The sequence below is a fragment of the Paenibacillus sp. PAMC21692 genome (assembly GCF_014303795.1).
GTDB lineage: Bacteria > Bacillota > Bacilli > Paenibacillales > Paenibacillaceae > Pristimantibacillus > Pristimantibacillus agaridevorans.
Map to the genome: position 1 here is coordinate 7,586,976 of NZ_CP060293.1, position 24,489 is coordinate 7,611,464.

A 24,489-nucleotide genomic window follows, 5' to 3' on the forward strand; every position below is an offset into this window, starting at 1 on the left:
AAAAGCAGCCCGCCCTCTAATGGAGGATGAGCTGCTTTCGTATCATGATCATATCGGACCAACATTCCATCTTTATAGGTACTTCAAGGCCCGCGCTATCAGCCGGCGGTCGGAATCGAGGGTCCCGCCGAGAATTGGCTGTTGTACAGATCCGCGTAGAAACCCCCTCGAGCCAACAGCTCCTCGTGAGTGCCTTGCTCGATAACCGTGCCTTCTTTCATGACAAGAATGAGGTCGGCGTCCCGGATTGTCGACAGTCGGTGAGCAATGACAAAGCTCGTTCGACCGGACATCAAGTGATTCATCGCCTGCTGGATTTGAATTTCGGTTCGCGTATCCACGCTGCTCGTCGCTTCGTCCAGAATGAGAATGGACGGATCCGCGAGAATCGCCCTTGCGATCGTCAAAAGCTGCTTCTGGCCTTGCGAGATGTTGGACGCCTCTTCATTAAGCACCGTATTGTAGCCATCCGGCAGCGTGCGGATGAAATGATCGGCATGCGCCGCTTGAGCCGCCTCGACAACTTCCTGCTCTGTCGCCTCTAGCCGGCCATAAGCGATATTGTCCCTAATCGTGCCGCCGAACAGCCACGTGTCCTGCAATACCATGCCGAACAGGCTCCGAAGCTGCCCTCGCTCGAGCTCGCGGATATCGTGTCCGTCTATCGTTATCGCTCCATCGCCAACCTCGTAGAATCGCATTAACAGATTGACAAGCGTCGTCTTGCCCGCCCCGGTCGGTCCGACAATCGCGACGGTCTGACCGCTCTTGACCGAGATGTTCATATCCTGGATGAGCGGCTTCTCCGGGTTGTAGCCGAAGCTTACACCCTGGAATTCCACCTCTCCATGCGACCTGACCAAGGCAGGCTGCTTGCCCTTGGCTTCCGGAGATTCCTCGGCTTCGTCCAGAAGCTCGAACACCCGCTCTGCCGAAGCCAGCGTCGATTGAATGATGTTGGCAATGTTGGCCGTCTGCGTGATCGGCATCGTGAATTGCCGGGCATATTGGATAAACGCCTGAATGTCGCCGACGGTAATCGTCCGCTGAGTCACAAGGACGCCGCCAACAACGCAGATGCAGACATATCCGATGTTGCCGATGAGATTCATGACCGGCATGATGATGCCGGAGATGAATTGCGCCCGCCAGCTGGAATCGTACAGCTTGTCGTTCATCGCTTCGAATTTGCGAATGGATTCCTTCTCGCGTCCGAACGCTTTTACGATGGTGTGTCCTGTGTACATTTCTTCGACGTGGCCGTTGAGATCGCCAAGCTGAGCCTGCTGGTTTTTGAAATGAACCTGGGACCGCTTCGCGATCATCGCGATCGCGATGAAGCTAAGCGGCAGCGTAAGAACAAGAATCAACGTGAGCAGCGGACTGATCGTCAGCATCATGACGATAACGCCAATCAGCGTCACGATGGATGTTATGAGCTGCGTCAGGCTTTGCTGCAAGGTGTTGCTGATGTTGTCCACGTCGTTGACGACGCGGCTTAGAATATCGCCGTTCGAGCGGGAGTCGTAAAATTTCAGCGGCAGCCTGCCCAGCTTGTCGTTCACTTCGTTCCGCAGCCGGTATACGACCTTCTGCGCGACGCCGGCCATCAGATATTGCTGCACGAAGGCGAACAACGAGCTGATCACGTAAAGTCCCGCGAGCAAGCCGAGAATTTCGACGATGCCCTGGAAGTCGATCTTCGTGCTGGTTACGATGCCCTCGAATAAAATATCCGTCGCTCTGCCCAAAATCTTCGGGCTGAGAATCGAGAATACCGTGCTTAAAACCGCAGCCAGCAGCACGGCCAGCAAAATGATACGGAACGGCTTCAAATAACCGGAAAGCCGCTTTAGCGAGCCCTTGAAATCACGGGCCTTTTGCCCTGGAATGCCCATTCCTGGTCCCGGGCCGAAGCCCATGGGTCTGCCGCCGGGTGGGCCTCCTCCGCGAGCGCCAGCTCCTGCATTGTTCTCTTTGCTCATGCGCTCTCCTCCTCTGACAGCTGCGAGGACACGATCTCGCGATACACGCCGCTAGTCTCCATCAGTTCCTTATGCGTGCCGATGCCCGCGATTCGGCCTTCGTCCAGCACGATAATGCGATCCGCGTCCATAACGGTGCTGACTCTCTGCGCGACGATTAATACAGCCGCATCCGCCGTCTCCGCCCTGAGCGCGCTTCGCAGCTTCGCGTCCGTCTTGTAATCGAGCGCGGAGAAGCTGTCGTCGAACAGGTACACCTCCGGCTTTCGCACCAGCGCGCGTGCGATGGATAGCCGCTGTTTCTGTCCGCCGGATACATTCGTTCCGCCCTGCGACAGAACGGAATCGAAGCCCTCGGGCATCGCCGACACGAAGTCGAGCGCCTGAGCGGTTTCCGCCGCTCTTCTTATCTCTTCGTCGGTCGCATCCTCCTTGCCGTAGCGGATATTCTCCGCGACCGTTCCCGAGAACAGCACCGCTTTCTGCGGCACTAGCGCAATTCGCTCGCGGAGCTCTTCCTGCGTCCACTCCCTGACGTCCTTGCCGCTGACGCGGACGGAACCGCTGGCGACATCGAAGAACCTCGGGATCAAATGGATAAGCGTGGACTTCCCGGAGCCTGTTCCGCCGATGATCGCCGTTATTTCTCCACGGCCAGCTTGGAACGAAATGTCGGATAAAGCCGGCATCTCGGCGCCTGGATAACTGAAGCTGACATTAGCGAATTCCACGACGCTGCCGACGCCAGCTGCCGCTTCTTTGACGCCGCCCTTGGAGCCTGGCGCTTCCTTGACACCGTCCTCGGAGCCTGCCGACGCTTTGATCTCAACGCCGTCTATATCCGTCACCGACGGCTCAAGCTCCAGCACCTCGTTAATACGAGCCGCGGATGCAGACGCTCTCGGAACCATAACGAACATCATGGAGAACATGAGCAGCGAGAACATGATCTGCATCGCGTATTGAATAAACGCCATCAGGTCGCCGACGCCCATCGCTCCGTTATCGATACGCAGACCGCCGAAGTAAACAATCGCGATCGTGGACAAGTTCATGATCAGCATCATGACCGGCATCATAACCGCCATAATCTGATTCACCTTGATCGATGTCTGCATAAGATCGGCGTTGGCCTCCGTAAATCGCTCGTTCTCGTGTGCCGTGCGGTTGAACGAACGAATGACGCGGATGCCCGTCAGTCCTTCGCGCAACACAAGGTTCAGCCGATCCAGCTTCTTCTGGATCGCTTTGAAGTACGGCATCCCCTTCGACGTAATGAGCCAAATCGCTCCCGCAAGAACCGGCAACGCCACCAGAAGCACAAGCGTAAGCTCGGCATCCTTGTACAGCGCCATAATGATGCCCCCGATGCACATCATCGGCGCCATGACCATGAGGCGAAGCATCATCATAAGAACTTGCTGCACCTGGTTAATGTCGTTCGTCGTGCGGGTGATAAGCGAAGCCGTGCCGATTCGATCGAATTCCTGCAGCGAGAAGTGCTCGGCATGCTGGAACACCTTGCCTCTCACGATCCGTCCGAAGCCGGACGAAATCTTAGAGGCATATAGACTTGCTAGAATCGAGACCGCGGTACCCAGCAACGTAATGAGCAGCATGTAGCCGCCCATCCGCCAAATAAACGGCTTGTCTCCCTCAATGACACCCCTGTTGACGATATCTGCCATCAAGGTCGGCAAGTACAGCTCCGACAACGACTGAATCAGAATAAGCGTCATGACCAGCGCAATCGCGACCCGATACGGCCGCAAAAATCGGAACAATCGCAGCATCTTCCTTCACCATCCCCTAAGCTCGGTATGTGCCCGTTCCATGAGAAACGAGGCGACTATCATGCCAATATTTTAGTAGTAAACAAATCTTCTCCTATTATATCGGTTCCGCTCCAAGAAATTCAATGTGCCTGCCGAAACCGAAACGTTCTCCCCGTCCGGCCTTATCCCCTAAGCTCCGTCATATCGCGTACCTCGGTCGCTAACGGACACAAACAACGCTATTTCATAAATTCTAGCCCGAAAAAGGCTAAAAGATATGGAATAGCGTTTCGCTTGTCCGTTACATTTGCCAGATCGCCGAATTGATCAAAATAGCGTCTCTCTTGTCTGTTACAACGCAGCAAAAAGGCTCTTCCCGGTTCAAATGAACGACAAGTAACATCGTTCCATAATCACATAATCCTTCCCGCTTTTGCTGAAGACGGCGCCTGTGGCACGCAATCCGAATTTCTCGTAAAACACGGCTTTATCGATTCTCGCATTACAGAAAATCCGCTTAACGCCCGCCTTCTCCGCTTCCCCGATCACATACTTTAAAAGCCGGCTCCCGTACCCTTTGTTCTGATGCGCCGCCAGCGTCGCGAATTTTCTGAACTGCGCTTGGTCTCCTTGAGCAAAGAGGGAAACTACCGAAACCAGCTCGCCTCCTTCGAATAGTCCGTAATGTTTGCCCAGTCCGTCATCATACAGCTTGATGAAGTCGAACTCCTTCTCCGGCCACATAACCTGATGACGCAGCAGCCAAGCCTGCTCTTTATCGATCAATCTAATATTAATATCCAAGTCCCCCACAACCCTTCATATTGTGCTCGGATTCATTCCCTACATTTTATCACACGGAAGCTCATCCGTCGGACACCTTAGCGGAGGTAGAGCGTCATTCCGGAGCAGCGTGTTTTTTACGGAAAACAAAAACGCGTACCAAAAAGTGTCTACACCACTTTCGTACGCGTCTCTATCTATAGCAGCTTGCGAATCCGATAAATCGCCCAGACAACGGACGACACGACCATGGCATCAAAGCAAACGTTAAACAAAAAAAGATGTTTGCCCATGTCGGCCTGCCCATCGCCCAATATCGGGATAAGGAAAGCGAAGATGCCGGTAAGCGCCATCAGCAGGAACAGCTCTGCCTTGATTCGCGCTCCAAGCGCCCTCGCCTTGAACCACTCCAGGCAAGCAACAGCCATATATGCCGCAAAAAAGGCAACGACAAACCATAACTCGTTCGGAACGTATCGATGCTTGAATTCGCTCCACCCGCTAAAGCGAAACGAAAGCGCCCCTCGCTCCTTCCCTTCCGACTTCTCGTAATTGCCAAGATAATAAGGGCGGATGCTCATGCCGTTCTCCGCCGCATACGCCATCTTCTCTACCAATCGGCCGGGATGGCTCAGATAGAAGCCCAGCACATCGAAATGCGAAATTCGGTCGTAGAAGTCCTCTTTCAAGGAAGGATCGTTCTGCGGAATCGCCGTCCCTGACTGAAAATAATTCGTGCCCGCCAGCACGGACAATCGCTGCGGCAGCCCCAGCTTTTCCAGATCGCCTTCCACATCGGGCGAGTTATTTAATATGCCGAAAAACACGGTCTGATAAATATTAATTTCTTTAAAATCTTTGGGAGCCGCCGCATACATCGTCACGGACGCCAACACGGTAAACGCGGACAACCCGACTATCCATGCCCGTATACGCCTCCCTTTGCCGCCAAGCCCGATATATCTAAGCCCCAGCAGGGCAAATCCGATTCCGATCGGCGCATTCTGCGTCTTTGAGCAAGTCAAGAACAGCACAGACGCATAGAAGAGCAGAAGCAGCGAGACTGTCGGTTGCTCCGATCTTGCCAGCTTCAGCCCGAATCCGATCGAAAGCAGCAAGAAAATGAAGGAAACAGGTTCCCCGAATAATGAATTGAAATAGGCCAAATAGCCGACGTCGCCAAAAACAAATACCATGAGCAGAGCAAGCAGTGCCGAAACAATCCGAAACTCCGTTCGTGCAGCAGTTATCGCAACATACCCTGCAGCCAGTAACAGCGCGGTGTAGATGCCTCCCAAAATACGAATATCGAAGGCTTCGCCGTTCGCAATTCCCCCTATAAATCTCGCGAGGACAACCAATAGAATTTGCGTAGAAGGATAAAATCCCCGGAGAAACCCGTCATATGCGAATAAGGCGTGGGCATAACCAAAAAAACGATCTTCGTAAGACTCTCCAGCATCGTAATAATTCAAGCCCGCCGTCCCCATAATTCGCAAAAAATCGCCGTTGTCCGCCACCCCGATAAATGGCCCCGCAAACAACAGCACGATTGCAACAATTCCCGCGGCGGCAACGTACAGCCACTCCGCCTTTAACCATTTCCCCATACAGCACATCCTACTCGTTAGACTATTATCCCTGGATTTCCCATTTAAGTCTAACACAAAACGGTTGTTTCTTAAACTCGCTTATATTGCTTCCTTTCTAGCTGCCTCTTCACGAAAACGACGATCGAAAGCAACGGCAAATAACCGAACAAGATCCCCATCCCCGAATAAGAAACCAGCCAGTTGAGCGTATGGCTGCCGGCCGGACTCCGGAAGAGACATACGATCGCAAAAACGAGCCCCGCGGACAACCATAAGCCGTAACGGGAGTTCAAGCTCGTCGATCGTTTTAATAAGCGGGCTCCGCACCATAATGCAATGCAAGCCGCCGACATGATAACCAGAAACCAAGTGAACACATAGACATAATCGAACCTCTCGAGCACGGTTATTTTTATGATTTTGGAGAGATAAAGGGTTGGCCAGATTACGTTCTCGAGCTGATTGAGATTGAAGTAGGAGAAAGTCACGATAAGAATGATCAAATACAGCACGGTCGTATGAGCGACGCCGATATGCGCCCAACGCCGGGATTTGCCATTGTCTTTGATGTAAGGGTAATAGATGAGCAGAAATTCGATGCCAAGAAATACGAAGACTGATTGTTTGGTCGACTCCATATATTGTCGGAAGCCATGGTCGAACATCGGCAGGAAGTTGTCCCAATGCGCCCATTGGAGCGGATAATACAAGGTTGGAATCAGGAGCGTCGGCAGAATAACGGAGAAGAAGGCTACGCCGGCGATGACCCGGAAGCCTCCCGAAACGATGTAAACACAGACGAACAACACAAGAGCCGCCGTGTCGAGAAGACGGCTGTTCGGGAACGCCCAGACGGAGATGATCTCCGCATAGGACCGGAGCTGCGCAGCTGCAGCCATTAGACAATAGCCATAGAATAAAAACGTCAAAGCCGTCCCGGCGTATCTTCCGAAGAACATGCCGTGCAGCGATATCAAATCTCCGTCCTTCGCATAGCGCAGCACGTAAAACATGAGCGCCACCGCGACATGGAACGCCAGCCCTGTCACGATTAGTGACAGCCAACTGTCCATCCCCGCCCCCTTAGACAGACCGATCTGGAAGTTCAGGACGCCGATGCCCGTCTGCGAGGCATGAAGGACGAACCATAGAAGATACGGGGATACCGTCAAGCTTTTTTTCGCGGTGCTGCTCACGTCGTTATTCACCTCGCTAATTGCCAATGCTGGATTCTTTCAGCATTACTTCAGATACTACATTCAGCTTCACCTTAGGATAGACGTGAGCGTAGAATTCGTCTTCCTTCCAGGCTTTGTCGCGCGCCCGCACGAAATCGCCAATGCCAAGAGGATCGATGCCGCGCTCCTGCAGCTTCTTGAGAAGAACCAGCAGCTTCCGATTCACCTCCTTCTCGACAGCTTGTTCGATATGCTCGAAGTCCTTCTGCTCCCGAATGTCGACACGCTCCTCTTGATCCTTTAAGAAGCCGTAGATCTTCGTATGAAAGGTGATCCCGATACCGCTGTCCGATCGCGTCATCTTCATCTCGCTGCCGCCCGAAACGAGATTCAGCACGGCAGGAAAATCCTCCTCCGAATCATCGAATCGCACCGTGAGGAAACCTTTCTCGAATTTGGGCTGAAGCAGCTTGAACGCGACGGTGTCCAGCTTGTCAAGCACCAACGCCAGCTTGTCCTCTTGGAACAAAGCCATTCCCTTCACTTCAATCACGCCATCGCCACTCAGCCCGATATACGGTACAAAAACGTCCCTGCCATCGCCATAATAGTTGAACATGAACGTATGAAGGTTGGTAGCCGGCACGTTGCCCGCCTTCTCATTCTGCTCAATAATCCTGTTGGGAAGTTTGTCGCTCCTTTGTTTCCCCAGTTGTTTCAGTAAAACTTCCGTCGACTGCTCCGATACGGCCACTATCAGATAACTGTTAATGAGCGGGTCCCTGCAGATGGAATGAATATATCGGATCACTCCTTTTTCGGCGAGCGACTTGCTGAACAGCAGCATCCGCAGCTTGCCCAGCCGCAGCGGTTTCGTCTCGTGCATCTGCATCTCGCCGAATACGAGCTGCGTGGTTTGTCCGATGCCTTGCGTGAACTTCAGCTTCTCCTTGCGATCATAATCCGAGTAGATGGCATTCCCGACAATTTGGCGGCCGCGCTCGTCGATACCAAGTATGTTGATCATGGTGATCCGGTCAACGATAAGCTGTTGGTTGCAGCCGGACAGCAAGAAAGCCGAAACGACGATCCATACAGGAACGACGCGGAGCCTCTTCCGATTAGTCTTCATCCGGCTTCTCCCTTCTCGCTGCGGGACTGTATCGCTTCAGTTTCTGAGGTCTCAGAAAGATGCTTCGAGTAGTCGTGTATAGATACGAGGCACGTATGACGCTGTCCGTGAAGTTTCCTCCTCTAAACGGGAACAATGGCACGAGATAGGGCATGCCAAGCGACTTTAAGCGCAGCAGATGCCCCATGAGCAGGACGAAGCCCGCAACAATGCCAAGACCGCCCCATAATCCCGCAAGGAAGATAAACGGGAACCGAATCAGACGGATCGTGTTGGCCATCTTGAAGATCGGCGTAGTGAACGAAGCAAGCGCCGCAAGCGCCACGATGATCAACAGAATATTGCTCGTGAGCGCAGCCCGTACGGATGCTTCCCCGATGACTATGCCGCCTACGATGCCCAGCGTCTGGCCGATTTTCGTCGGCAGCCTTGCCCCGGCCTCCCGCAGGAGCTCGATCGTTATTTCCAGGAAGATAACCTCGATAATCGGCGGGAATGGCACATGCATTCTGGATTCGATCAGGGGAACGAGAATATTGTCCGGGATCACTTCGAAGTGGAACGTCAGCACGGCAACATAAAGAGGCGTAGCGAAAATCGACAAAATGACGCAAGTCAGCCGAATTAGCCTGAAGAAGGAGCCAAGAATCCAGGGCAAGTAATAATCCTCGGGCGATATAAAAAAATCCAAAAAATTCGAGGGTCCCGTAACGGCATACGGCGACCCGTTCGCCAGAACAGCCACTTGGCCCGAGATGATGGCATACGTTACCCGGTCGATCCGCTCCGTGGACAGGAAAAGCGGGAATGGCGTGTTGGAATGATCCGAGATAATCTGATCCAGCTGCGAGCTGTCGAATAAGACATCGAAGTCGATATCCTCTAGCCGCTGCCTGATCGTTCCGACCAACTCCTCGTTCGTCACGCCTTGCAAATACACGACGACGACCCGAGTCTTGGAGACCGAGCCAATCGTGAGTTCCTCCACGACGAGCTCGGGCACCTGCATTTGAGTTCGGAGCAAATGAACGTTTACATCGACGCTCTCGACGAACCCTTTCTTGGGACCAACGACGCTGAATTCATTCTCCGTCTCGTTATTCTGGCGCAAACCCAATGAATCATGATGCACATCTACCAGCAAGCAAGGCTGATCCTTGTGCTGCAGCAGAATCAGAATGCATCCCGCCAAAAGCGCGGTTTCGACTACTTGGGGATCATGCGTAAATGTCACGTTCTGGAATGGCAAGCATGCACGCAGCGCGATAGCGTCATCCACCGCACACCTATGCTCTTGAAGTGGCTGAAGGAGCCATTCAGATGCCTTGGAGCCATCTACAAGCGAGCTAAAATAATAGAGTGTTATAAGCTCCTCGTCCGCCAGCGGCGTCATTTTTCTAAAATCGCTCGACTTGGCTGCCTGCCCCAGCACCTCTTCCATCGTTGAGCGGCATTTGCCGATTTCTTTGCCAGGCAAATCTGACTTCGGAATTTGTCTCCCTCCCCGCGAAGGAAATCTTTCCAATCTAATATGCGATACAGGAACCTGTCTTATTCCAACAGAAAAAACGTTATTTCCCCACGGCAGCGCGGATCGCGATGCCAATACGAGAAATAACGTCCTCTGTTCCGCTCTTCAATTCAAGCCCCCGCTACCGCTACCCAATGCCCTCTCGACACTTCCACGAACTGCGATCTGTCCAGTCCATACGGGTCCGCCTTGGAAGCTTCCTGATTGATGACAAGCTTCTTCTGCGACTCCACCTTCGGATCCGGCACCGGGATGGCGGCCAGCAGCGTCTTCGTATAATCATGTAGCGGATTGGCATACAACTCCTCGCTCTCCGCCAGCTCCACGATCTTTCCCTTGTACATGACGGCTACACGGTCGCTGATATGCTTCACCATGGACAAGTCATGGGCGATAAACAGATAAGTCAGACCCAGCCGCTGCTGAAGCTCTTCGAGCAGCTTCACGACCTGGGCCTGGATGGATACATCCAGCGCGGATAACGGCTCGTCGCAGACGATGAAGTCCGGCTCGACGGCAAGGGTACGGGCGATGCCGATCCGCTGCCGCTGGCCGCCCGAAAATTCGTGCGGGTAACGCATGGCATGCGAGGCGTTTAATCCTACCATGTCGAGCAGTTCCTCGATCCGCTTCTGGCGGGCGGCCTTCCCCTCATGCATACCGTGCACGTCAAGCGCCTCGCCGATAATATCGGCGACGCGGAGCCTTGGGTTCAGCGAAGCATAAGGATCCTGGAAGATCATTCCCATATGGCGGCGCATCCTTTTCATCTCTCCGCGATTCAACTGTTGGAGCGGAATGCCGCGGTACAGCACCTCGCCGCCCGTCGCTTCGTTGAGCCGCAGAATCGTACGGCCCGTCGTCGATTTGCCGCTGCCCGATTCCCCTACGACGCCAAGCGTCTCCCCCGCGTGAACATCGAAGCTGATGTTGTTGACGGCCTTAAGAACCTGCCCCTTGCCGAGATCGAAATGCTGGCGCAGCGACTTCACCTGCAGGAGCGGCACATCGTCTTTTTCGCGCTTCACAAGAGGAGCGAGCTTCGGCTTCTTCTTTTCGTCGAGACGCGGCAGAGCATTGAGCAGTCGAATCGTATAGGGATGCTTAGGATTCGCAAAGAGCTCCTCTGTCGTCGCCGTCTCCACAATCTCGCCGTCCTTCATAACAACGACGCGGTCGCACATGCCGGCGACAACGCCCAGATCATGCGTGATTAATATAATGGACGTGCCAAGCTCCTGCTGCAATTGCTTCATCTGATTCAGAATCTGTGCCTGAATCGTTACGTCGAGTGCCGTCGTAGGCTCGTCCGCGATAAGCAGCGAAGGCCGGCAGGCCAGCGCGATGGCGATCATGACGCGCTGACGCATCCCGCCGGAGAATTCGTGCGGATATTGCGAATAACGAGTCTCGGCGTTCGGTATCCCTACCTTCCGAAGCATCTCGATCGCTTCATTCCGTGCTGCCGACTTGTTCATTCTGCGGTGCTTGATGAGACTTTCCTCGATCTGCTTGCCGATTCGCATCGTCGGATTGAGGGACGACATCGGGTCCTGGAAGATCATGCCGATCTCCTTGCCTCGAATTGCTTCCATCTCCGAATCGCTTTTGTCCGCCAGATTCATCCCCTGGAACAAGACCTCTCCGCCCTTAACGATAGAAGGCGGCGACGGCAGCAAACGCATAATCGTGCGCGCCGTGACGCTCTTGCCGCTGCCGGATTCTCCGACGATTCCCAGCGTTTCGCCCTTGCGCAGCTCGAAGCTGACGCCGCGAACCGCCTCCACTTCTTTATCTCTTACATAGAAAGAAACCGATAAATCTTTGACTTGCAGCAACTTATCCATGATGTCACCTTTTTTTTTATTTTTTTCGCGTGTCGCGCATCTTTTCTGTTTTGTTGCAAATAGCTATAATAAATAATATATGAAAATTTTATTTCAAGCTATTATTTCATTCCTTTAGTATCTAATTGAAATTTTATTGACTTTTCGTAACCCTTAAAATAAAATCTACTATATCGATCGGAATTATGCAAATTAAAATAGATAAAAGTGAAAGTTCAAAAAGTTCGGTTTTCAGCACCGAGAAGATTGAAAGAAGGTAGAAAGTGAGTAGCGGAGCGTAGTGGAAGCTACGTGAGCAACGGAACTTTCGCCTGAATTCAAAATTCGATGTCGAGTAGGCTTCCTGGGATACTTCGTGATCAAAAGCGGACTTTTTGAACAACCTTTTAAAGGAGCGGAATAGTTTGACTGGCGATGCTGCTGCAACGGGATACGGCTTCATTGATCGTATTGCCTCCATCTATAATAAACTGTTCGTTAACCCTGCCTATCGCCCCTTGTTGCTGTTGCTCGGAGCGCCGATCACGTTGATCCTGTTCGGAGTGTACCAATACCGTAAAACAAGAGACGGCTCGAGCAGGCGAAAGCAAGAGATTCGCTCCGAACTGGCGGCTTCCGGAATGAAAGAGCGATTGCTGGCGGAGGCGATTGACCGGCTCACGCGCAAACATCGCTTCTTCGGGCAGTCCGTTACGAAGGAACAGCTCAACGCCGAAGCGGTACGGTTGGCGGAAACCAAGTTTAACGTTCTTGTCGAAGAGCGGCTCCATGAAACATTCGCCGCCGGGAATTCGCGAGGGCAATTAACTTTCTCGGAAACCTATCGCGAACTTATGGGTCATCCTCTCTTCGCTGCCCTTTCGTTCGTGTTAGGTCTTCCCATGTACGTCCTGATGGCCGTGTATGCTAACCCCTATGCGAAATATATCGCCGAACGGCTGTTTATGGCCTTGTTCGTCATTCTGGGCGTCTCTTTCCTTGTCTTCACCATTCTGTACATCTCGCCCATGAGTCCCGCCGCCAATATCCTTGGCGAGACGGCTACTGACGAGCAGATTGCCGCTTTTAATCGTCTATACGGGTTGGACCAGCCTTATTTTGTCCAATTATGGAACACGATTAGAGATATTTTTACCTTCGATCTCGGTCGTTCATTCGCCGGCAACGAAGACGTAACGGTATCCATCGCGAACAAGTTTCCGGTTACATTGACGCTAACGCTGATCTCCACAGTGATCGCCGTTATTATTGCCTTGCCTATTGGCATTATATCGGCGACAAGGCCGAATTCTTTTTTTGACTATACGTTTATGTTCATCGCGTTGCTCGGACTGTCCATCCCGAATTTCTGGCAAGGCTTGATCTTCATCTTGAACTTCTCGATCAATTGGTCCTGGCTGCCGGCAACCTATAATCCGAACAACTGGCTTTCCGCTATTATGCCAATCGTCGTGCTTGGTACCGGTTTGACTGCCGCGGTTGCGCGAATGACGCGCTCGTCCACGCTGGAAGTCATTCACGAGGACTATATTATTACGGCCCGGGCCAAGGGTCTTGCTCGCCGCAGCGTATTATGGAAGCATGCCGTCGGCAATGCGCTGATCCCCATCATTACCGTTATCGGCCTTCAATTCGGCGGCATGCTCGGTGGAGCGGCCGTTACGGAGAAGGTATTCAATATTAACGGTATCGGAAGCTACATCGTCGACAAGCAGTTCATTCCGGATATTCCGGCCATCATGGGCGGCGTCGTCTACACGGCTATTACGATCTCGATCGTCAACGTCATCGTTGACCTGATGTACGCATTCTTCGATCCGCGAATCCGCTCCAAGATGAAACAATATTAAATTGTGAGTTCAAAAAGTTTGGTTTTTGAACAACCTCTTAAAGGGTGCTTATAGGATGAATATTACTTTGACTAAACAAGAGCTCAACTTCCGGCTGAAGTCGGCGCCCGAGTATGGACAAGCCAGCTTTGCGGGCATCATTACGCTCGCGCTGGGACTTGTTCTACTACTGAACAGCTATGTACCTGATGAAGGTGCTTTCCGTCCTGCCGTTCTGGCCGTTGGTGTCGCCTATCTCGTCTTCGCAGCCCTGCAGTTTGTCGTTTGGCTGCTCATTCGCCGCAATCTTATTGCCATAGGCGAGATCGCTGCCGGTACCCGAATATTGGGCTACTTGCTAATGCTTAGCTTGTTCACTGCTAATGTATTCGCAGCCACCGCAGCGTTCCAGCTTGTAAAGAAGCGCAAGACGGCGGCTTACACGCTAGCGGTGTATACGCTGCTTACGACCTTGCTCGTATTCGCCGTATCGTCGCTAAACCTGTTCAAGCCCTATGTGTCGAACGGCTTCCTGCCCGGCATGTTCCTTCTGCTGGTATCGGCCGTCGTTCAGCTCGTTGCGCTGCTTCTCATCGCCAAATCCGCGAACGGGACCAGGCTTCCCCGCTGGATGTGGGGCGTAGCTTTGATCCTGATCGCCACAGCCGCTACGGGCAACCTGTTCGCCTTGTTCCTTGGCCTTCTCCTGATCTCGAAGCTTCGCGACAAGGGTTATACGTCCGGCTCCAAGGTTGGCGATATTATCGACCGTTTGTCCCGAAGCTCAACTTCGATGCTGGGCCTGCTTTTTATTTTGTTCCTGCTCGCTTTGTCCATCAGCAGCTACCTGACCTTCGATTACGGCATGGCTATCGATAATAATTATGCAGCGATCTTCCAGCCCCCGAGCTTGGAATACCCGCTGGGAACGGATAACTTCGGACGCGATCTGTTCTCGCGCATCGTATTCGGCGCCCGGATCTCGCTTGTCGTAGGTTTGCTATCCACGCTCATCCCCGTTATTATCGGCGGAGCGCTTGGCGCAATCTCCGGCTACTACGGCCGTCAAACGGACAACATAATTATGCGGGCTCTGGATATCCTGTATGCGATTCCCGGCATCCTGCTGGCTATTGCCATCATCGCGGCTTTCGGCGCCAGCACGACCAACCTTATTCTGGCGCTAAGCATCGGCGCGATTCCGACCTATGCCAGGACGATGAGGGCAAACGTCATGCTCGTATCTACGCTGGAGTATGTACAAGCTGCAAGAGCCTTCGGTTCCAGCGATCTGACGATTCTGTTCAAGCATATCGTCCCGAATTCGCTGGCGCCGATGATCGTGAAGTCGTCACTGACGATCGGCACGGCCGTCATCTCGACGAGTAGCCTCAGCTTCCTGGGTCTCGGAGTAGAGCCGCATATCCCGGAATGGGGCAACATACTGAAACTGGGCAGCGCCTACCTGGAGACCCATTCCTATACGGCGATCTACCCTGGCCTGGCGATTATCGCCCTCGTGCTGTCGTTTAACTTCCTTGGCGACGGCCTGCGCGACGCGCTGGATCCGAAGCTGGATTAGCAAATGGCCTGTCTTATTAACTAAAATCGCCAAAGTCGCATTCCTTGTCGTAACCTCATTCATATTCCATCGACTTCTATGATTCGAAACCATGACTGGACGATGAATGAATGTGAGTTAACATATACAAACATATCTTGTAGGAGGGGAACACCATGCAGAACAAAGTCAAATTCGGAGCGATGCTGCTGCTCAGCTTATCCATCGTGTTAAGCGGCTGCAAGCTGACCACCAAAAACGACGTAGCAGAATCACCGTCGCCTACGACCGGCTCGGAAGTCGTCGACAACAACAAGGTAGACATCGAGGTGCTCGGCATGAGCGCCAATGAAGCGGATCTTAACATCGTCCGCGATCAGCTGAACAAAAACGGCTTCAACGTCAAGCTTAACGTACAGGCCGACTACAGCAGCTTCAAAGCTCAACAAGACGCAGGCAATTACGACGTATCGTTGTCGGGCTGGACAACGGTAACAGGCAACCCGGACTACGCGGTTCGCTCGCTGTTCAAGACCGGCGGCGACTACAGCATCATGTCCGATGCCGACATCGATGCTCTGATCGAGCAAGCGGCAGCTCAAACGCCGGAACAATTCGTAGCGACGTACAAAGATTTCGAGCAAAAGCTCGTATTCGATAACGCTTATATCGCTCCGCTCTACAGCTCGCTGAAATCCCAGGCGCTGAACAAGGACGTGCTGAACCCGGATTCCGTTCGTCTGTCCAAGTCCCGCTCCCTGCCTTGGGAAGAGCTTGACTTCAACGATACAGCGAAACGCGACAAAGACGCGCTGGTCTTGCAATCGACTATGCCTACATTGACATCGCTTGACCCGATCAAGGGCAACGACGGTTCCATCAACATCATCAACACGAACCAATACGTTCGCCTCGTTAACCTTACGGACGACGATAAAGTGACATCCGCAGGCTCCCTGTCGCTTAATCATGCTATCGCCGACGGCAACTCCGACTACTTCTTCATCCTTCGCGACGACATCAACTTCGCCGCCGTTAAGGACAAGCTGGCTGTCGACACCGGCGAGCGCGTAGGCGCGGACGATGTCATCTTCTCGCTTGACCGTGCGAAGAACAAGGATTCCGTTCCGGATCACCGCACATACACGCTGCACGAGCATATTAAAAGCGCTGAAGTCGTTACGGACGTAGCCGCTCTGGAAGGCATCAAAGTATCGGGCAGCGACCAAACGGTTAAAGCCGCTCTTGAAGAAGGTCTGGATGCGAAAATTGCCTCCCTTGTGTCCGACAAAACGCAAGCCGACAACGGCGCAGGCAAATACCAAGTCGTCAAAGTGACAACAACGGAGCCGTTCCCGCAAGTGCTGAACTACCTGGCTCACCAATCCGCGGGCATCGTATCCAAGAAACAAGTAGAAGCAATCAACACATACGACGTGGCGAAGTTCGACCCGAACAAGGACATTCCTTACGGCGACCAAAACACGGTTACCGAAGGCAACGCGTACAACAATACGCTGTACACTAGCGGTCCTTACATCCTGTCGTACAAAAACGATTACGAAGCGATCTTTTACAAAAACCCTGCTTACATGACTGGCAGTGATCACGCTCCGAAAATCAACAGCATTAAAGTCCGTTTCATCAAAGATGCCGACAGCACCCTTGCGGCGCTTCGCAGCGGCGAGATTCATCTGTACTACGCCGTGTCCGAGACGAAATTCGACATCGTGAAGGGCGATAGCAAACTGCAACTGCAGACGCTGCCAAGCAACGCGGTATCGTATCTGCTGTTCAACACGAAAAACCGCGCGGTCGCGGAGAGCGCGGATCTGCGCAAAGCCGTATTGTACTCCATCAACCAAGAAGACTTTATCACCTACTACGGCGGCAACAAATTCAAGGCAATTTCTACGCTTAGCCCGATCGTGGATACAGGTCTGGAGCTTAAAGCCGACGCGGCCAAAGCGAAGGAATTCCTGAACGCTTACAAAGCGAGCAAATAATTGGCACGATAACAGAGACTGCTCCCGGCCCTCCAACACCTGGTCGGGAGCGTCTCTTCGTTTAGGGACTTGTTGATCATCATACATGAAGGAGCGATTGAACATGACTCAACCAACCGCAACTAAACTTTCGCAGTGGGACGCGCTTCAGCTCGAATCGCTCAAGTCGCTTGGCTGGTCGAACGAGGAGTTGATCTCGCGGGTAAACAGCGGCGACCTGCCGAAGGACGACAGCAAATTCCAGTTCGACTACGCCGGCTTGAGGACAGTTGCCTCCGAGGAGCCGGATACGTTAAAGGCAGCTGTAGAAAGCGGCTACCAGATCAAATACAACACGATCCGCGGCATCCATAGCTGGATCCTCGTCGCATTGAAACAAGATGCGGAGCTCATCCTTGATCCCGGCTCCGAAGCGGTCGCAGCGTCGCTGACGGCGGCCGAAGCCGCATCGCTCGCCGGCGTGCTCTCGTTCGGCTGGGCGCTAACCGCCGTGGACGATGCCGGTACTGCCGGCGCCGATGGGCGTACGGCTTATCGGGTGTCTCCTGCGGGATAATAACATGCACATACACAGAGACGACCTTGCGCTCCTTCTTTAAGGAGTGAAAGGTCGTCTTTTATCGTTGATCTCATCTTCAAATGTCCGCTTGGATAATAGTCATTAACCTTCCGCATCCTCCGCCACGCTGGCGTCCGAACGCTGCTGCCGCATGCGAGAGACGTACAAAGCAAACGACAGAGCGACGCCTATAAGTACAGCCATAGTCAAGTTCGTAAATACAGTCAGCAGAAACGTCGTCGCCAGCACCAGCGATTCGCCGTTTCTGGCGCGCAGCATCCCCATAAACGCGCGGCGTTCGCTCATGTTCCAGGCGACAACCATCAGGATCGGCGCCATGCTTGCAAGCGGGATGCGGGAAGCGTACCCCGCAAATGCCATCAGCACTCCCAGCACGACCAGTGCATGCACGATGCCGGATACCGGCGACGCCGCGCCCGACTTCACGTTCGCAGCCGTTCGCGCGATTGCTCCCGTTGCCGGAATCCCCCCGAATAAAGGCGCGACTATATTCGCGATGCCTTGACCCACCAGCTCGCGATTGCTGTTATGGCGGCTTCCCGTCATCCCGTCTGCCACTACGGCGGACAACAGCGATTCGATGCCGCCCAGCATGGCGATCGTCAACGCGGGAACGAACAGCTGTCCGGCCAGCTCCAGCGAAAGCTCGGGAATTCGAAGCCCGGGCAATGCATTCGGTATCTCGCCGTACAACGAGCCGATGGTCTCGACTCTCCCGTCGAACAGCAGCACTGCCGCCGCGGCGGAGATCAGCAAACCAACCAAAGAAGCCGGCACTTTGGGCAAGTACCGGCGTGACAGCAAAATGCCCGCGAAGCCGATCGCGGCCGTGGCGATGCTGTACGCATTGACGGAAGACAGATGAACCGCCATCTCCTTGATGCTTAGCAGAAAGCTTTCTTGTTTATCGATCCGGTCCAAACCCAAAAATGCGGGAAGCTGTCCGGCAAAGATGATGACTCCGATTCCAGAAGTAAAGCCGATGATAACCGGCTTCGGCATAAATCGTATGAAGCTCCCCGCCTTGAGCAGTCCCAGGGCCACGAGAATCACCCCGGCCATCATGCCCGCCGTCAGAAGCCCTTCGTAGCCGTACTGCAGCGTCACGGCCAAGAGAACAGGAACGAACGCTCCGGTAGGCCCTCCGATCTGGTAACGCGATCCGCCAAACACCGAGATGAGCACGCCCGCAACGATTGTCGTGTAAATCCCGTACTCCGGCTTTACTCCGGAAGCAATAGCAAATGCCATCCCTAACGGAATGGCAATAATCCCTACAATGAAGCCGGATAACAAATCGTTCCGAAACGACCCCGCGCGATAATCCGCGTATCTCCCCGACCCTTTCATTTGTACAACCTTCTTTTCTTCATATATTTAAATATTTGAATATATATGAAATACTACCGCCTCGCCGTTAGATTGTCAATCGGAAGTTGCCTATTATCAGGGCTCCTTCCGAATGACCTCCAGCAGCGAAATCGCGTCAACGAGATGGTTGTCGAATATTTGCTTTGTAATGGCGAGCATATCTTTGATCAGCGGATCGCGGAGCGAGTATATAACCGTTGTTCCTTCCTTGATGCCATATACAACATTTTTGCTTCTTAATACAGCCAATTGCTGCGAGACGGCCGATCCTTCCGAGCCCAGAATGGTCTGAAGCTCGTTAACGTTCCGATCGCCCTCGCATAATACCTCAAGAATCCGTATTCGCATCGGATGAGCGAGAGCTTTGTAAAAATTCGCTTTGAATTGAGGAATTTCTTGATTCACGGCAGCTGCCCCTTACCTGTTTCTTCTTGGTCATCTTACTCCATCATACCATAATTCGGCTTTCAGGTTGACCAATCGCTCCAGAACCTTTGTCATTTTCGCGGAGTTGCACTATACTTGAATAGTTATATTTGAATTTTTGAATATTTGATTTCATGGAGGTTTGACCGGTGAGCGAACAGACAATCGGAGCAAGGAAGGCGACGAACGATTCCCCGGAGGGGGGACATACCGTTACTCTTACCCGGAATGCGCTAATCGTGGACGGCATGAAGACGCTCGGAGAGCTCGGAACGCATCATATATGCAACGTTTGCATCAGCTACGGAGGATCTTGCTGCAGAGGCTGCCCGCATCTCGCCGACGGATTGGGCTGCGGCCAAAGAAATACCAGCTGTACGGCATGGTTATGCGGATTTCTTAAATATTATTTATACGAAATTGGCGTATTGGATGAGTGGCAATCATTCTGGGAGCAAATTCCGGGTCAGGATTACAGAGAGGACTTTACGCCGGAGCGAGTTGACGTCAATCTGGCCATGCCTCGCACGAATGTACGCCATGAACGGCTTGGCCTGGCATTGGCAGCCGATCTGCGCCAAATAGAGCAATCGCATGTCGCGATCGGCTTTATTTTGACGCTCCGGGAAAAGCTCGACAAAACGATGGATCAATTGATGCATTGCGGCACGGACCGCAAACGGCGTATTCGACTGCAAAGAAAAATCAAAATGATGACGGCCGATTTCCGCTCCTTCCATCAATCTTTAGATTCGTACCGCTCTAATTCGATCATCGAGCGGTGAAAGCCGCTCTTAGATTTCGTTCTCCCTTGCCAACACGCTATCTAAATAAGCGTCCAGGCGCTCCATCACCAACTCGTTCGTCAATTTGGCAAAGCCGAGATCGATCCATCCCTGGTAGACCTCCGGTTCTCCAAAGGCGTAGTCGACGAGGGTGGCCAGATCCCAATACGGATGATAGACAAAGTTGTCGCCTGCATAACGCCGGTAACTGTCCAAAAATGCGTCGGCGGCTTCCACGCCGTGAAGCTGCGCGAGATTGACCCGGCAATGGCCGACATCGATGCCCGCCGGGCCGATGCAGCCGTTTACCCAATCGACGACGCCGCTGACTTCACCGTCCACCCACAACAGGTTCGTCGGATGGTAATCGCGGTGAATAAATCTCGGGATAAACGCCGGCTTCGGCCCGAGAAGAATGTCAATGGCTCTCTTCCAGCGGCCCGGAACGGACGTCCAGCCCGATGCATCGAACTTCGCCGCATCGCTGTAAGCGCCATACGTCCACGGGAAGCCATCCGTACTCGCGCCAACATGCAGCCGCGTTAGCGTACGGGCCATGCGATCCGTCCACGCCCGCACATCCTCAGGCTCCAGCACGACGCGGCCATCCAGGTGGGTCATCAGTAATGTCGGCAATCCGCATTCGCTTCCCGTCTCATCATAAGCAACGACGTTCGGAGCATCAATATCCGCCGTGCCTGATGCCTTCCGCAAGCTTTCTGCCTCGTGTTTCGCCAAATCCGGCTCGCTCTCCAGCCACTCCTCATCCGTGTATTGCCTCAGCACGAGACGGTGCGCCTCGCCTCGCACGTCAATGATTACACGATGGATCGGCGTCGACACTCCGCCCATCAAACGTTCAATCGATTTTATTTTTGCTTCAGGATGAACCGCCCGCTCGATCCATCGCAGCACATGTTCTTCGATCATCGCTATCATAACTTGCCTTCTCTCAGCGATGAAACCGCCTTGTCGATACGACGGATGCGGGTTTCCTCCGACTTCGCCCCTTCGATTTGCAGCACGATTCGGCGCTTGTTGCTATACGACAGTCCTTCGAAAAACGTTCGGGCAGCCGGTACGCAATCTAGCGCTTCTGCGAAATCGGCCGGCACTTCCAGTTCCCTCGGTTCGGTATCCAATTCGAGCGCGACATCAACCTTGTCCCCGGCCGCGACGCCGGCGGCATTCCGGTTCTCCGCGCTAAGCGGCAGCATGTACTTCCCTCCGTACACGGCGACCGTGCTGCGGTAGGTATGCCCGCCAATCGTTACCTTTACGGCAGGTTTCTTTCCTTGCCCGAACGCCTCTACCGCTTCGGCCGGCACTTCGAATCCGGTAGCCGTTTTGCCTCCCAACTCAATCACTGTCGTAAACTTCATTCTGCCATCCTCCTTTCGCCTTATCTCAAAATCATACGAAAACATTCCGCTTAATTCAATTGATCTTTGCAAATGCAAAAAAAGAGAGCGAAACATCCCCTTTTCGAGGAAATTCCGCTCTCCTTATTTACGCTTGTGACAACGACCTACTTCACAATCTTAACCTCGTTTAGCGCGATCAGATCATCCGCAGTCAAGAAGGTCACTCCGTCTTTCACCACGGATGTTGCGAAAAGCTCGCGCGTCTCGCCATCCCCCGTCGTCACTTCCGAGCCGCGCGCCGTAAGACTGTACAGCACATTATTGCCGTTCACCACCTCGATGCCGCTTGTCTCCGCGTTCCACTTGATCTCGTAGCCAAGCGCTTCCGCCAGCTTGCGCAGCGGCAGCATAAGATGACCGTCTGCCGCATACGGTGCCTCATCCTCGGTAAGCTCCAGCGCTTCCCCGTTCACCGACAACCCTTGCAAACCTGCCTCTACGTATCCCGCGTATTCATAAGGGAACGCTACGACCTTGTTCGCCGTGCCGACATCCGCAGCCTGCTTTCCGTCTTCCGTCACGGCTTGCGACCACACCAGCACTTTGCTTCCCGGTCTAAGATGGTCGACCGTAATGATGTTTTTCGTCAGGAACGGAATCAAAGTTGTATCCGTTGTTACTGTAAAGTCAACATCCTGGTTTGTCTTTAGCACAACGCTGCCGTCCTCCCCCTTCTCTACGCTCTCGATCTCTGCGTATGTCGGGACGGCGAAGTCTGCCGGTATGCCGGCGAGGATCAACTCGGCGCCCGCGATCGGCGGCAAACTCTTCGTCATGGCAGGACCTGCATACGCGTACAGAGTCTCGTTCTCGCGAATGTCCTCCAGCTTCATAGGCAGTCCGTCGACCGCATTAAGAATACGGGTATTCTCTCCAATGTTCAGGACGATCGACGGAAACTCCGCGTTTTCGTTGCTATTTTCGAGAGTAATCCGTTTCTCCTCAATAGAAGCGGCTTGGCCGTATACGCGAACAGGCGCCAGCTTATTCTGATGCGCGATCACATAATCAGGCGCGCTGATCGGCACGATCTCCCCGTTAATCGGAGCGCTGATCGGAATAATTTCACCGTTAATCGGCGCACTGATCGGTACGATCTCCAGCGGCTGCGCGGCAGCCAGGGATGCTCCGCATGCGAGGCAGGAAACAGCTGTAAGGGTCACGAAAGCTTTTTTTATCGTTGTATTCATTGTCATCTATCCTTTCAGTCGGTTAGTTGGAATTCTTTCGAGTATGTCTCCAGAAACGTCTTGCTCAATTCATAGTTGCCGTTGCCAATCGTAAGCAGGGACAGAGCGGGCACGAGATTCATGACGATGGATGTTCCGTCCCGCAGCACCCATCTGGCCTGAAAGGCTCTGTCCGACGATCGCGCTTTAGCCAGGCGCTCGTACTGTTCGTCCGTCAGCTTTTCCGCAGGGATGCTCTCGCCGATCAGGTTGGACCACTTTCGGATATCCTTCCTTGCGTCCCAGACTCGCATAACCGTCGTCCCTTGATGATCCAGCCACTCTATTCGCGTTGTTATCCGACTAAGATCGGCTAACGAGACGAACTCTTTGGCGTCGATCACTCCGTCGTCCGTCTTGCCCGACAACTCAGCGATATAGTATCGGCCTTCATAGGATACTGCCAGCCTAAATGCGGGGGCGTAGCCGGGCAGCGCATATATTGTGCCTCCGTTCATGTACGTCGTGGCCAAATCGCGGCTGCTGTACCCCTTCGTTCCGCCGTTTTGGATGTCCGCCGCAATATCATATTGCAGCGTACCCAACACGTCTTGCTCTTCAATCTTCCAGCCGGAGAGATCGTATGCCGCACCATTCTCCAGAAACGTGTACCGGCTGCCGTTATAATTCAGAAACTTCCCTAACGTTCCGGCATGGATCGACTTGCCTCCCCTAGGAAGGCCGAATTCTGCGGCGAAAGGAGCAACGGCGATTGTCAACTGCGGAATCTCTTTGTTTTGCTTCTGTTGCAAGGCAGGCAACCAATAGAGAGAAAACAACAAAACGACGAGTGCGGGCAGTGCGATCCGATAGCTTTGCTTGAGGGCAAATCTGGGCTTCGCCGCCGGGTTCAAAATCCGCTCCAGCATGCGATCCGTCTGCTTATCCGTAGGTCCCATCCGGGCAAGACGGTCGATCAGCTCCTTCTCAGTCATCGCCTTCACCACCTATCTGCAGCTTCAGAAGTTTCCTGCCCGTATGTAGCTGCGTGCGGATCGTCGCTTCCTTAATGGAGAGAAGCTCCGCAATTTCCTTCGTGCTGTACCCTTCGTAATAAAACAAATAAATAGGCAGACGGTATTTTGCAGGCAGGGCCAGCACTTCGCCGAGCGTCTCGTCATGCCTGATTTCCTCCGCGAGCAGCCTCTGGTCGGCCTCTTCCAGCGTCGTTCGCATTCGTCTCCACCAATGCTTAAGCATATTGCGGCAATGGTTGCGGGCGGTCACGATGAGCCAAGCCTTCTCGTGTTCGTTGTCGCGGAAGGTCATGTCCGACTGCATCAGCTTCAAGAAGGCGGTCTGCGTCGCTTCTTCGGCATCGACTACGTTCCTGAGCAGCATGAAACTGACTTTATAGACGGTGTGGGCATGCCGACGGTAGATTTGAGCGATATCCTTGCCCGTACGCTGCAAGGGATCCTCCATGCTGAATTGCCCCCCTTCTATATAAACACA

General features: G+C 53.3%; 19 protein-coding genes and 1 pseudogene. 5 read left to right on the forward strand and 15 right to left on the reverse strand.

Translation table 11 applies throughout. The features are described from left to right. Nucleotides 1-98 precede the first annotated feature (98 nt). The 8 genes from H7F31_RS30295 to H7F31_RS34515 form a co-directional block, all read right to left on the reverse strand. Nucleotides 99-1,985, reverse strand: a complete 1,887-nt coding sequence (locus H7F31_RS30295; protein WP_187101856.1) for an ABC transporter ATP-binding protein — start codon at nt 1,983-1,985, stop codon at nt 99-101. After that, nucleotides 1,982-3,778 carry an ABC transporter ATP-binding protein gene (locus tag H7F31_RS30300; protein WP_187101857.1) on the reverse strand — a complete coding sequence of 599 codons (1,797 nt, stop codon included), beginning with the start codon at nt 3,776-3,778 and terminating at the stop codon, nt 1,982-1,984. The genes H7F31_RS30295 and H7F31_RS30300 overlap by 4 nt, the downstream gene beginning before the upstream one ends. A 363-nt stretch (nt 3,779-4,141) precedes the next feature. Beyond that, complete coding sequence (locus tag H7F31_RS30305) at nt 4,142-4,558, reverse strand: GNAT family N-acetyltransferase (protein WP_261800581.1); 417 nt, start codon at nt 4,556-4,558, stop codon at nt 4,142-4,144. Between the two features lie 182 nt (nt 4,559-4,740). Then, nucleotides 4,741-6,153 (reverse strand): glycan biosynthesis hexose transferase WsfD, encoded by a 1,413-nt coding sequence (locus tag H7F31_RS30310; protein ID WP_187101858.1) that lies wholly within the window; start codon nt 6,151-6,153, stop codon nt 4,741-4,743. 71 nt (nt 6,154-6,224) lie between these two features. Next, complete coding sequence (locus H7F31_RS30315) at nt 6,225-7,331, reverse strand: GerAB/ArcD/ProY family transporter (RefSeq protein ID WP_187101859.1); 1,107 nt, start codon at nt 7,329-7,331, stop codon at nt 6,225-6,227. 16 nt (nt 7,332-7,347) lie between these two features. Beyond that, nucleotides 7,348-8,445: a Ger(x)C family spore germination protein gene (locus H7F31_RS30320; protein WP_187101860.1), complete on the reverse strand. Its 1,098-nt coding sequence runs from the start codon at nt 8,443-8,445 to the stop codon at nt 7,348-7,350. Then, nucleotides 8,435-9,886, reverse strand: a complete 1,452-nt coding sequence (locus tag H7F31_RS30325) for a spore germination protein (RefSeq protein WP_187105616.1) — start codon at nt 9,884-9,886, stop codon at nt 8,435-8,437. The genes H7F31_RS30320 and H7F31_RS30325 overlap by 11 nt, the downstream gene beginning before the upstream one ends. A gap of 200 nt (nt 9,887-10,086) precedes the next feature. Continuing rightward, entirely contained in the window at nt 10,087-11,823 is a 1,737-nt protein-coding gene (locus tag H7F31_RS34515; RefSeq protein WP_315970534.1) for an ABC transporter ATP-binding protein, read from the reverse strand. 404 nt (nt 11,824-12,227) lie between these two features. Here H7F31_RS34515 and H7F31_RS30335 point away from each other — a divergent pair, with 404 nt between their 5' ends. The 4 genes from H7F31_RS30335 (at nt 12,228) to H7F31_RS30350 (ending at nt 17,775) form a co-directional block, all read left to right on the forward strand. Further along, nucleotides 12,228-13,673: an ABC transporter permease gene (locus H7F31_RS30335; RefSeq protein ID WP_187101861.1), complete on the forward strand. Its 1,446-nt coding sequence runs from the start codon at nt 12,228-12,230 to the stop codon at nt 13,671-13,673. 55 nt (nt 13,674-13,728) lie between these two features. Further along, entirely contained in the window at nt 13,729-15,234 is a 1,506-nt protein-coding gene (locus H7F31_RS30340) for an ABC transporter permease (protein ID WP_187101862.1), read from the forward strand. Between the two features lie 155 nt (nt 15,235-15,389). Beyond that, on the forward strand, nt 15,390-17,219 hold the full coding sequence (locus H7F31_RS30345) for an ABC transporter substrate-binding protein (protein ID WP_187101863.1): 1,830 nt from the start codon (nt 15,390-15,392) through the stop codon (nt 17,217-17,219). A 103-nt stretch (nt 17,220-17,322) separates the two neighbouring features. After that, nucleotides 17,323-17,775 carry a hypothetical protein gene (locus H7F31_RS30350; protein WP_187101864.1) on the forward strand — a complete coding sequence of 151 codons (453 nt, stop codon included), beginning with the start codon at nt 17,323-17,325 and terminating at the stop codon, nt 17,773-17,775. 117 nt (nt 17,776-17,892) lie between these two features. On the opposite strand, the pseudogene H7F31_RS30355 reads toward H7F31_RS30350, so the two are convergent. After that, a pseudogene (locus H7F31_RS30355) lies at nt 17,893-19,149 on the reverse strand (SulP family inorganic anion transporter); the annotation flags it as partial. Between the two features lie 96 nt (nt 19,150-19,245). Continuing rightward, a complete protein-coding gene (locus tag H7F31_RS30360) occupies nt 19,246-19,575 on the reverse strand; it encodes an ArsR/SmtB family transcription factor (RefSeq protein ID WP_087571893.1) in 330 nt (109 codons plus the stop codon). Between the two features lie 170 nt (nt 19,576-19,745). Here H7F31_RS30360 and H7F31_RS30365 point away from each other — a divergent pair, with 170 nt between their 5' ends. Beyond that, nucleotides 19,746-20,381 (forward strand): hypothetical protein, encoded by a 636-nt coding sequence (locus H7F31_RS30365; protein WP_187101866.1) that lies wholly within the window; start codon nt 19,746-19,748, stop codon nt 20,379-20,381. A gap of 9 nt (nt 20,382-20,390) precedes the next feature. Here H7F31_RS30365 and H7F31_RS30370 read toward each other — a convergent pair whose 3' ends face one another. From H7F31_RS30370 to H7F31_RS30390, 5 genes are all read right to left on the reverse strand, one after another. Continuing rightward, entirely contained in the window at nt 20,391-21,320 is a 930-nt protein-coding gene (locus tag H7F31_RS30370) for a phosphotransferase family protein (RefSeq protein ID WP_187101867.1), read from the reverse strand. Continuing rightward, nucleotides 21,317-21,763: a YdeI/OmpD-associated family protein gene (locus tag H7F31_RS30375; protein ID WP_187101868.1), complete on the reverse strand. Its 447-nt coding sequence runs from the start codon at nt 21,761-21,763 to the stop codon at nt 21,317-21,319. Before H7F31_RS30375 ends, H7F31_RS30370 begins: the two co-directional genes overlap by 4 nt. 146 nt (nt 21,764-21,909) lie before the next feature. Then, nucleotides 21,910-22,995 (reverse strand): stalk domain-containing protein, encoded by a 1,086-nt coding sequence (locus H7F31_RS30380; RefSeq protein WP_187101869.1) that lies wholly within the window; start codon nt 22,993-22,995, stop codon nt 21,910-21,912. A gap of 14 nt (nt 22,996-23,009) precedes the next feature. Continuing rightward, nucleotides 23,010-23,969, reverse strand: a complete 960-nt coding sequence (locus tag H7F31_RS30385) for a hypothetical protein (RefSeq protein WP_187101870.1) — start codon at nt 23,967-23,969, stop codon at nt 23,010-23,012. Then, nucleotides 23,962-24,459 carry an RNA polymerase sigma factor gene (locus tag H7F31_RS30390; RefSeq protein WP_187101871.1) on the reverse strand — a complete coding sequence of 166 codons (498 nt, stop codon included), beginning with the start codon at nt 24,457-24,459 and terminating at the stop codon, nt 23,962-23,964. Before H7F31_RS30390 ends, H7F31_RS30385 begins: the two co-directional genes overlap by 8 nt. Nucleotides 24,460-24,489: the final 30 nt, after the last annotated feature.

Bases quoted from the DNA above. Each gene is read 5' to 3' on its own strand.
- H7F31_RS30295 (WP_187101856.1), bottom strand. From the start codon at position 1,985: ATGAGCAAAGAGAACAATGCAGGAGCTGGCGCTCGCGGAGGAGGCCCA.
- H7F31_RS30300 (WP_187101857.1), bottom strand. From the start codon at position 3,778: ATGCTGCGATTGTTCCGATTTTTGCGGCCGTATCGGGTCGCGATTGCG.
- H7F31_RS30310 (WP_187101858.1), bottom strand. From the start codon at position 6,153: ATGGGGAAATGGTTAAAGGCGGAGTGGCTGTACGTTGCCGCCGCGGGA.
- H7F31_RS30320 (WP_187101860.1), bottom strand. From the start codon at position 8,445: ATGAAGACTAATCGGAAGAGGCTCCGCGTCGTTCCTGTATGGATCGTC.
- H7F31_RS30325 (WP_187105616.1), bottom strand. From the start codon at position 9,886: ATGGAAGAGGTGCTGGGGCAGGCAGCCAAGTCGAGCGATTTTAGAAAA.
- H7F31_RS34515 (WP_315970534.1), bottom strand. From the start codon at position 11,823: ATGGATAAGTTGCTGCAAGTCAAAGATTTATCGGTTTCTTTCTATGTA.
- H7F31_RS30340 (WP_187101862.1), top strand. From the start codon at position 13,729: ATGAATATTACTTTGACTAAACAAGAGCTCAACTTCCGGCTGAAGTCG.
- H7F31_RS30345 (WP_187101863.1), top strand. From the start codon at position 15,390: ATGCAGAACAAAGTCAAATTCGGAGCGATGCTGCTGCTCAGCTTATCC.
- H7F31_RS30350 (WP_187101864.1), top strand. From the start codon at position 17,323: ATGACTCAACCAACCGCAACTAAACTTTCGCAGTGGGACGCGCTTCAG.
- H7F31_RS30370 (WP_187101867.1), bottom strand. From the start codon at position 21,320: ATGATAGCGATGATCGAAGAACATGTGCTGCGATGGATCGAGCGGGCG.
- H7F31_RS30375 (WP_187101868.1), bottom strand. From the start codon at position 21,763: ATGAAGTTTACGACAGTGATTGAGTTGGGAGGCAAAACGGCTACCGGA.
- H7F31_RS30380 (WP_187101869.1), bottom strand. From the start codon at position 22,995: ATGAATACAACGATAAAAAAAGCTTTCGTGACCCTTACAGCTGTTTCC.
- H7F31_RS30385 (WP_187101870.1), bottom strand. From the start codon at position 23,969: ATGACTGAGAAGGAGCTGATCGACCGTCTTGCCCGGATGGGACCTACG.
- H7F31_RS30390 (WP_187101871.1), bottom strand. From the start codon at position 24,459: ATGGAGGATCCCTTGCAGCGTACGGGCAAGGATATCGCTCAAATCTAC.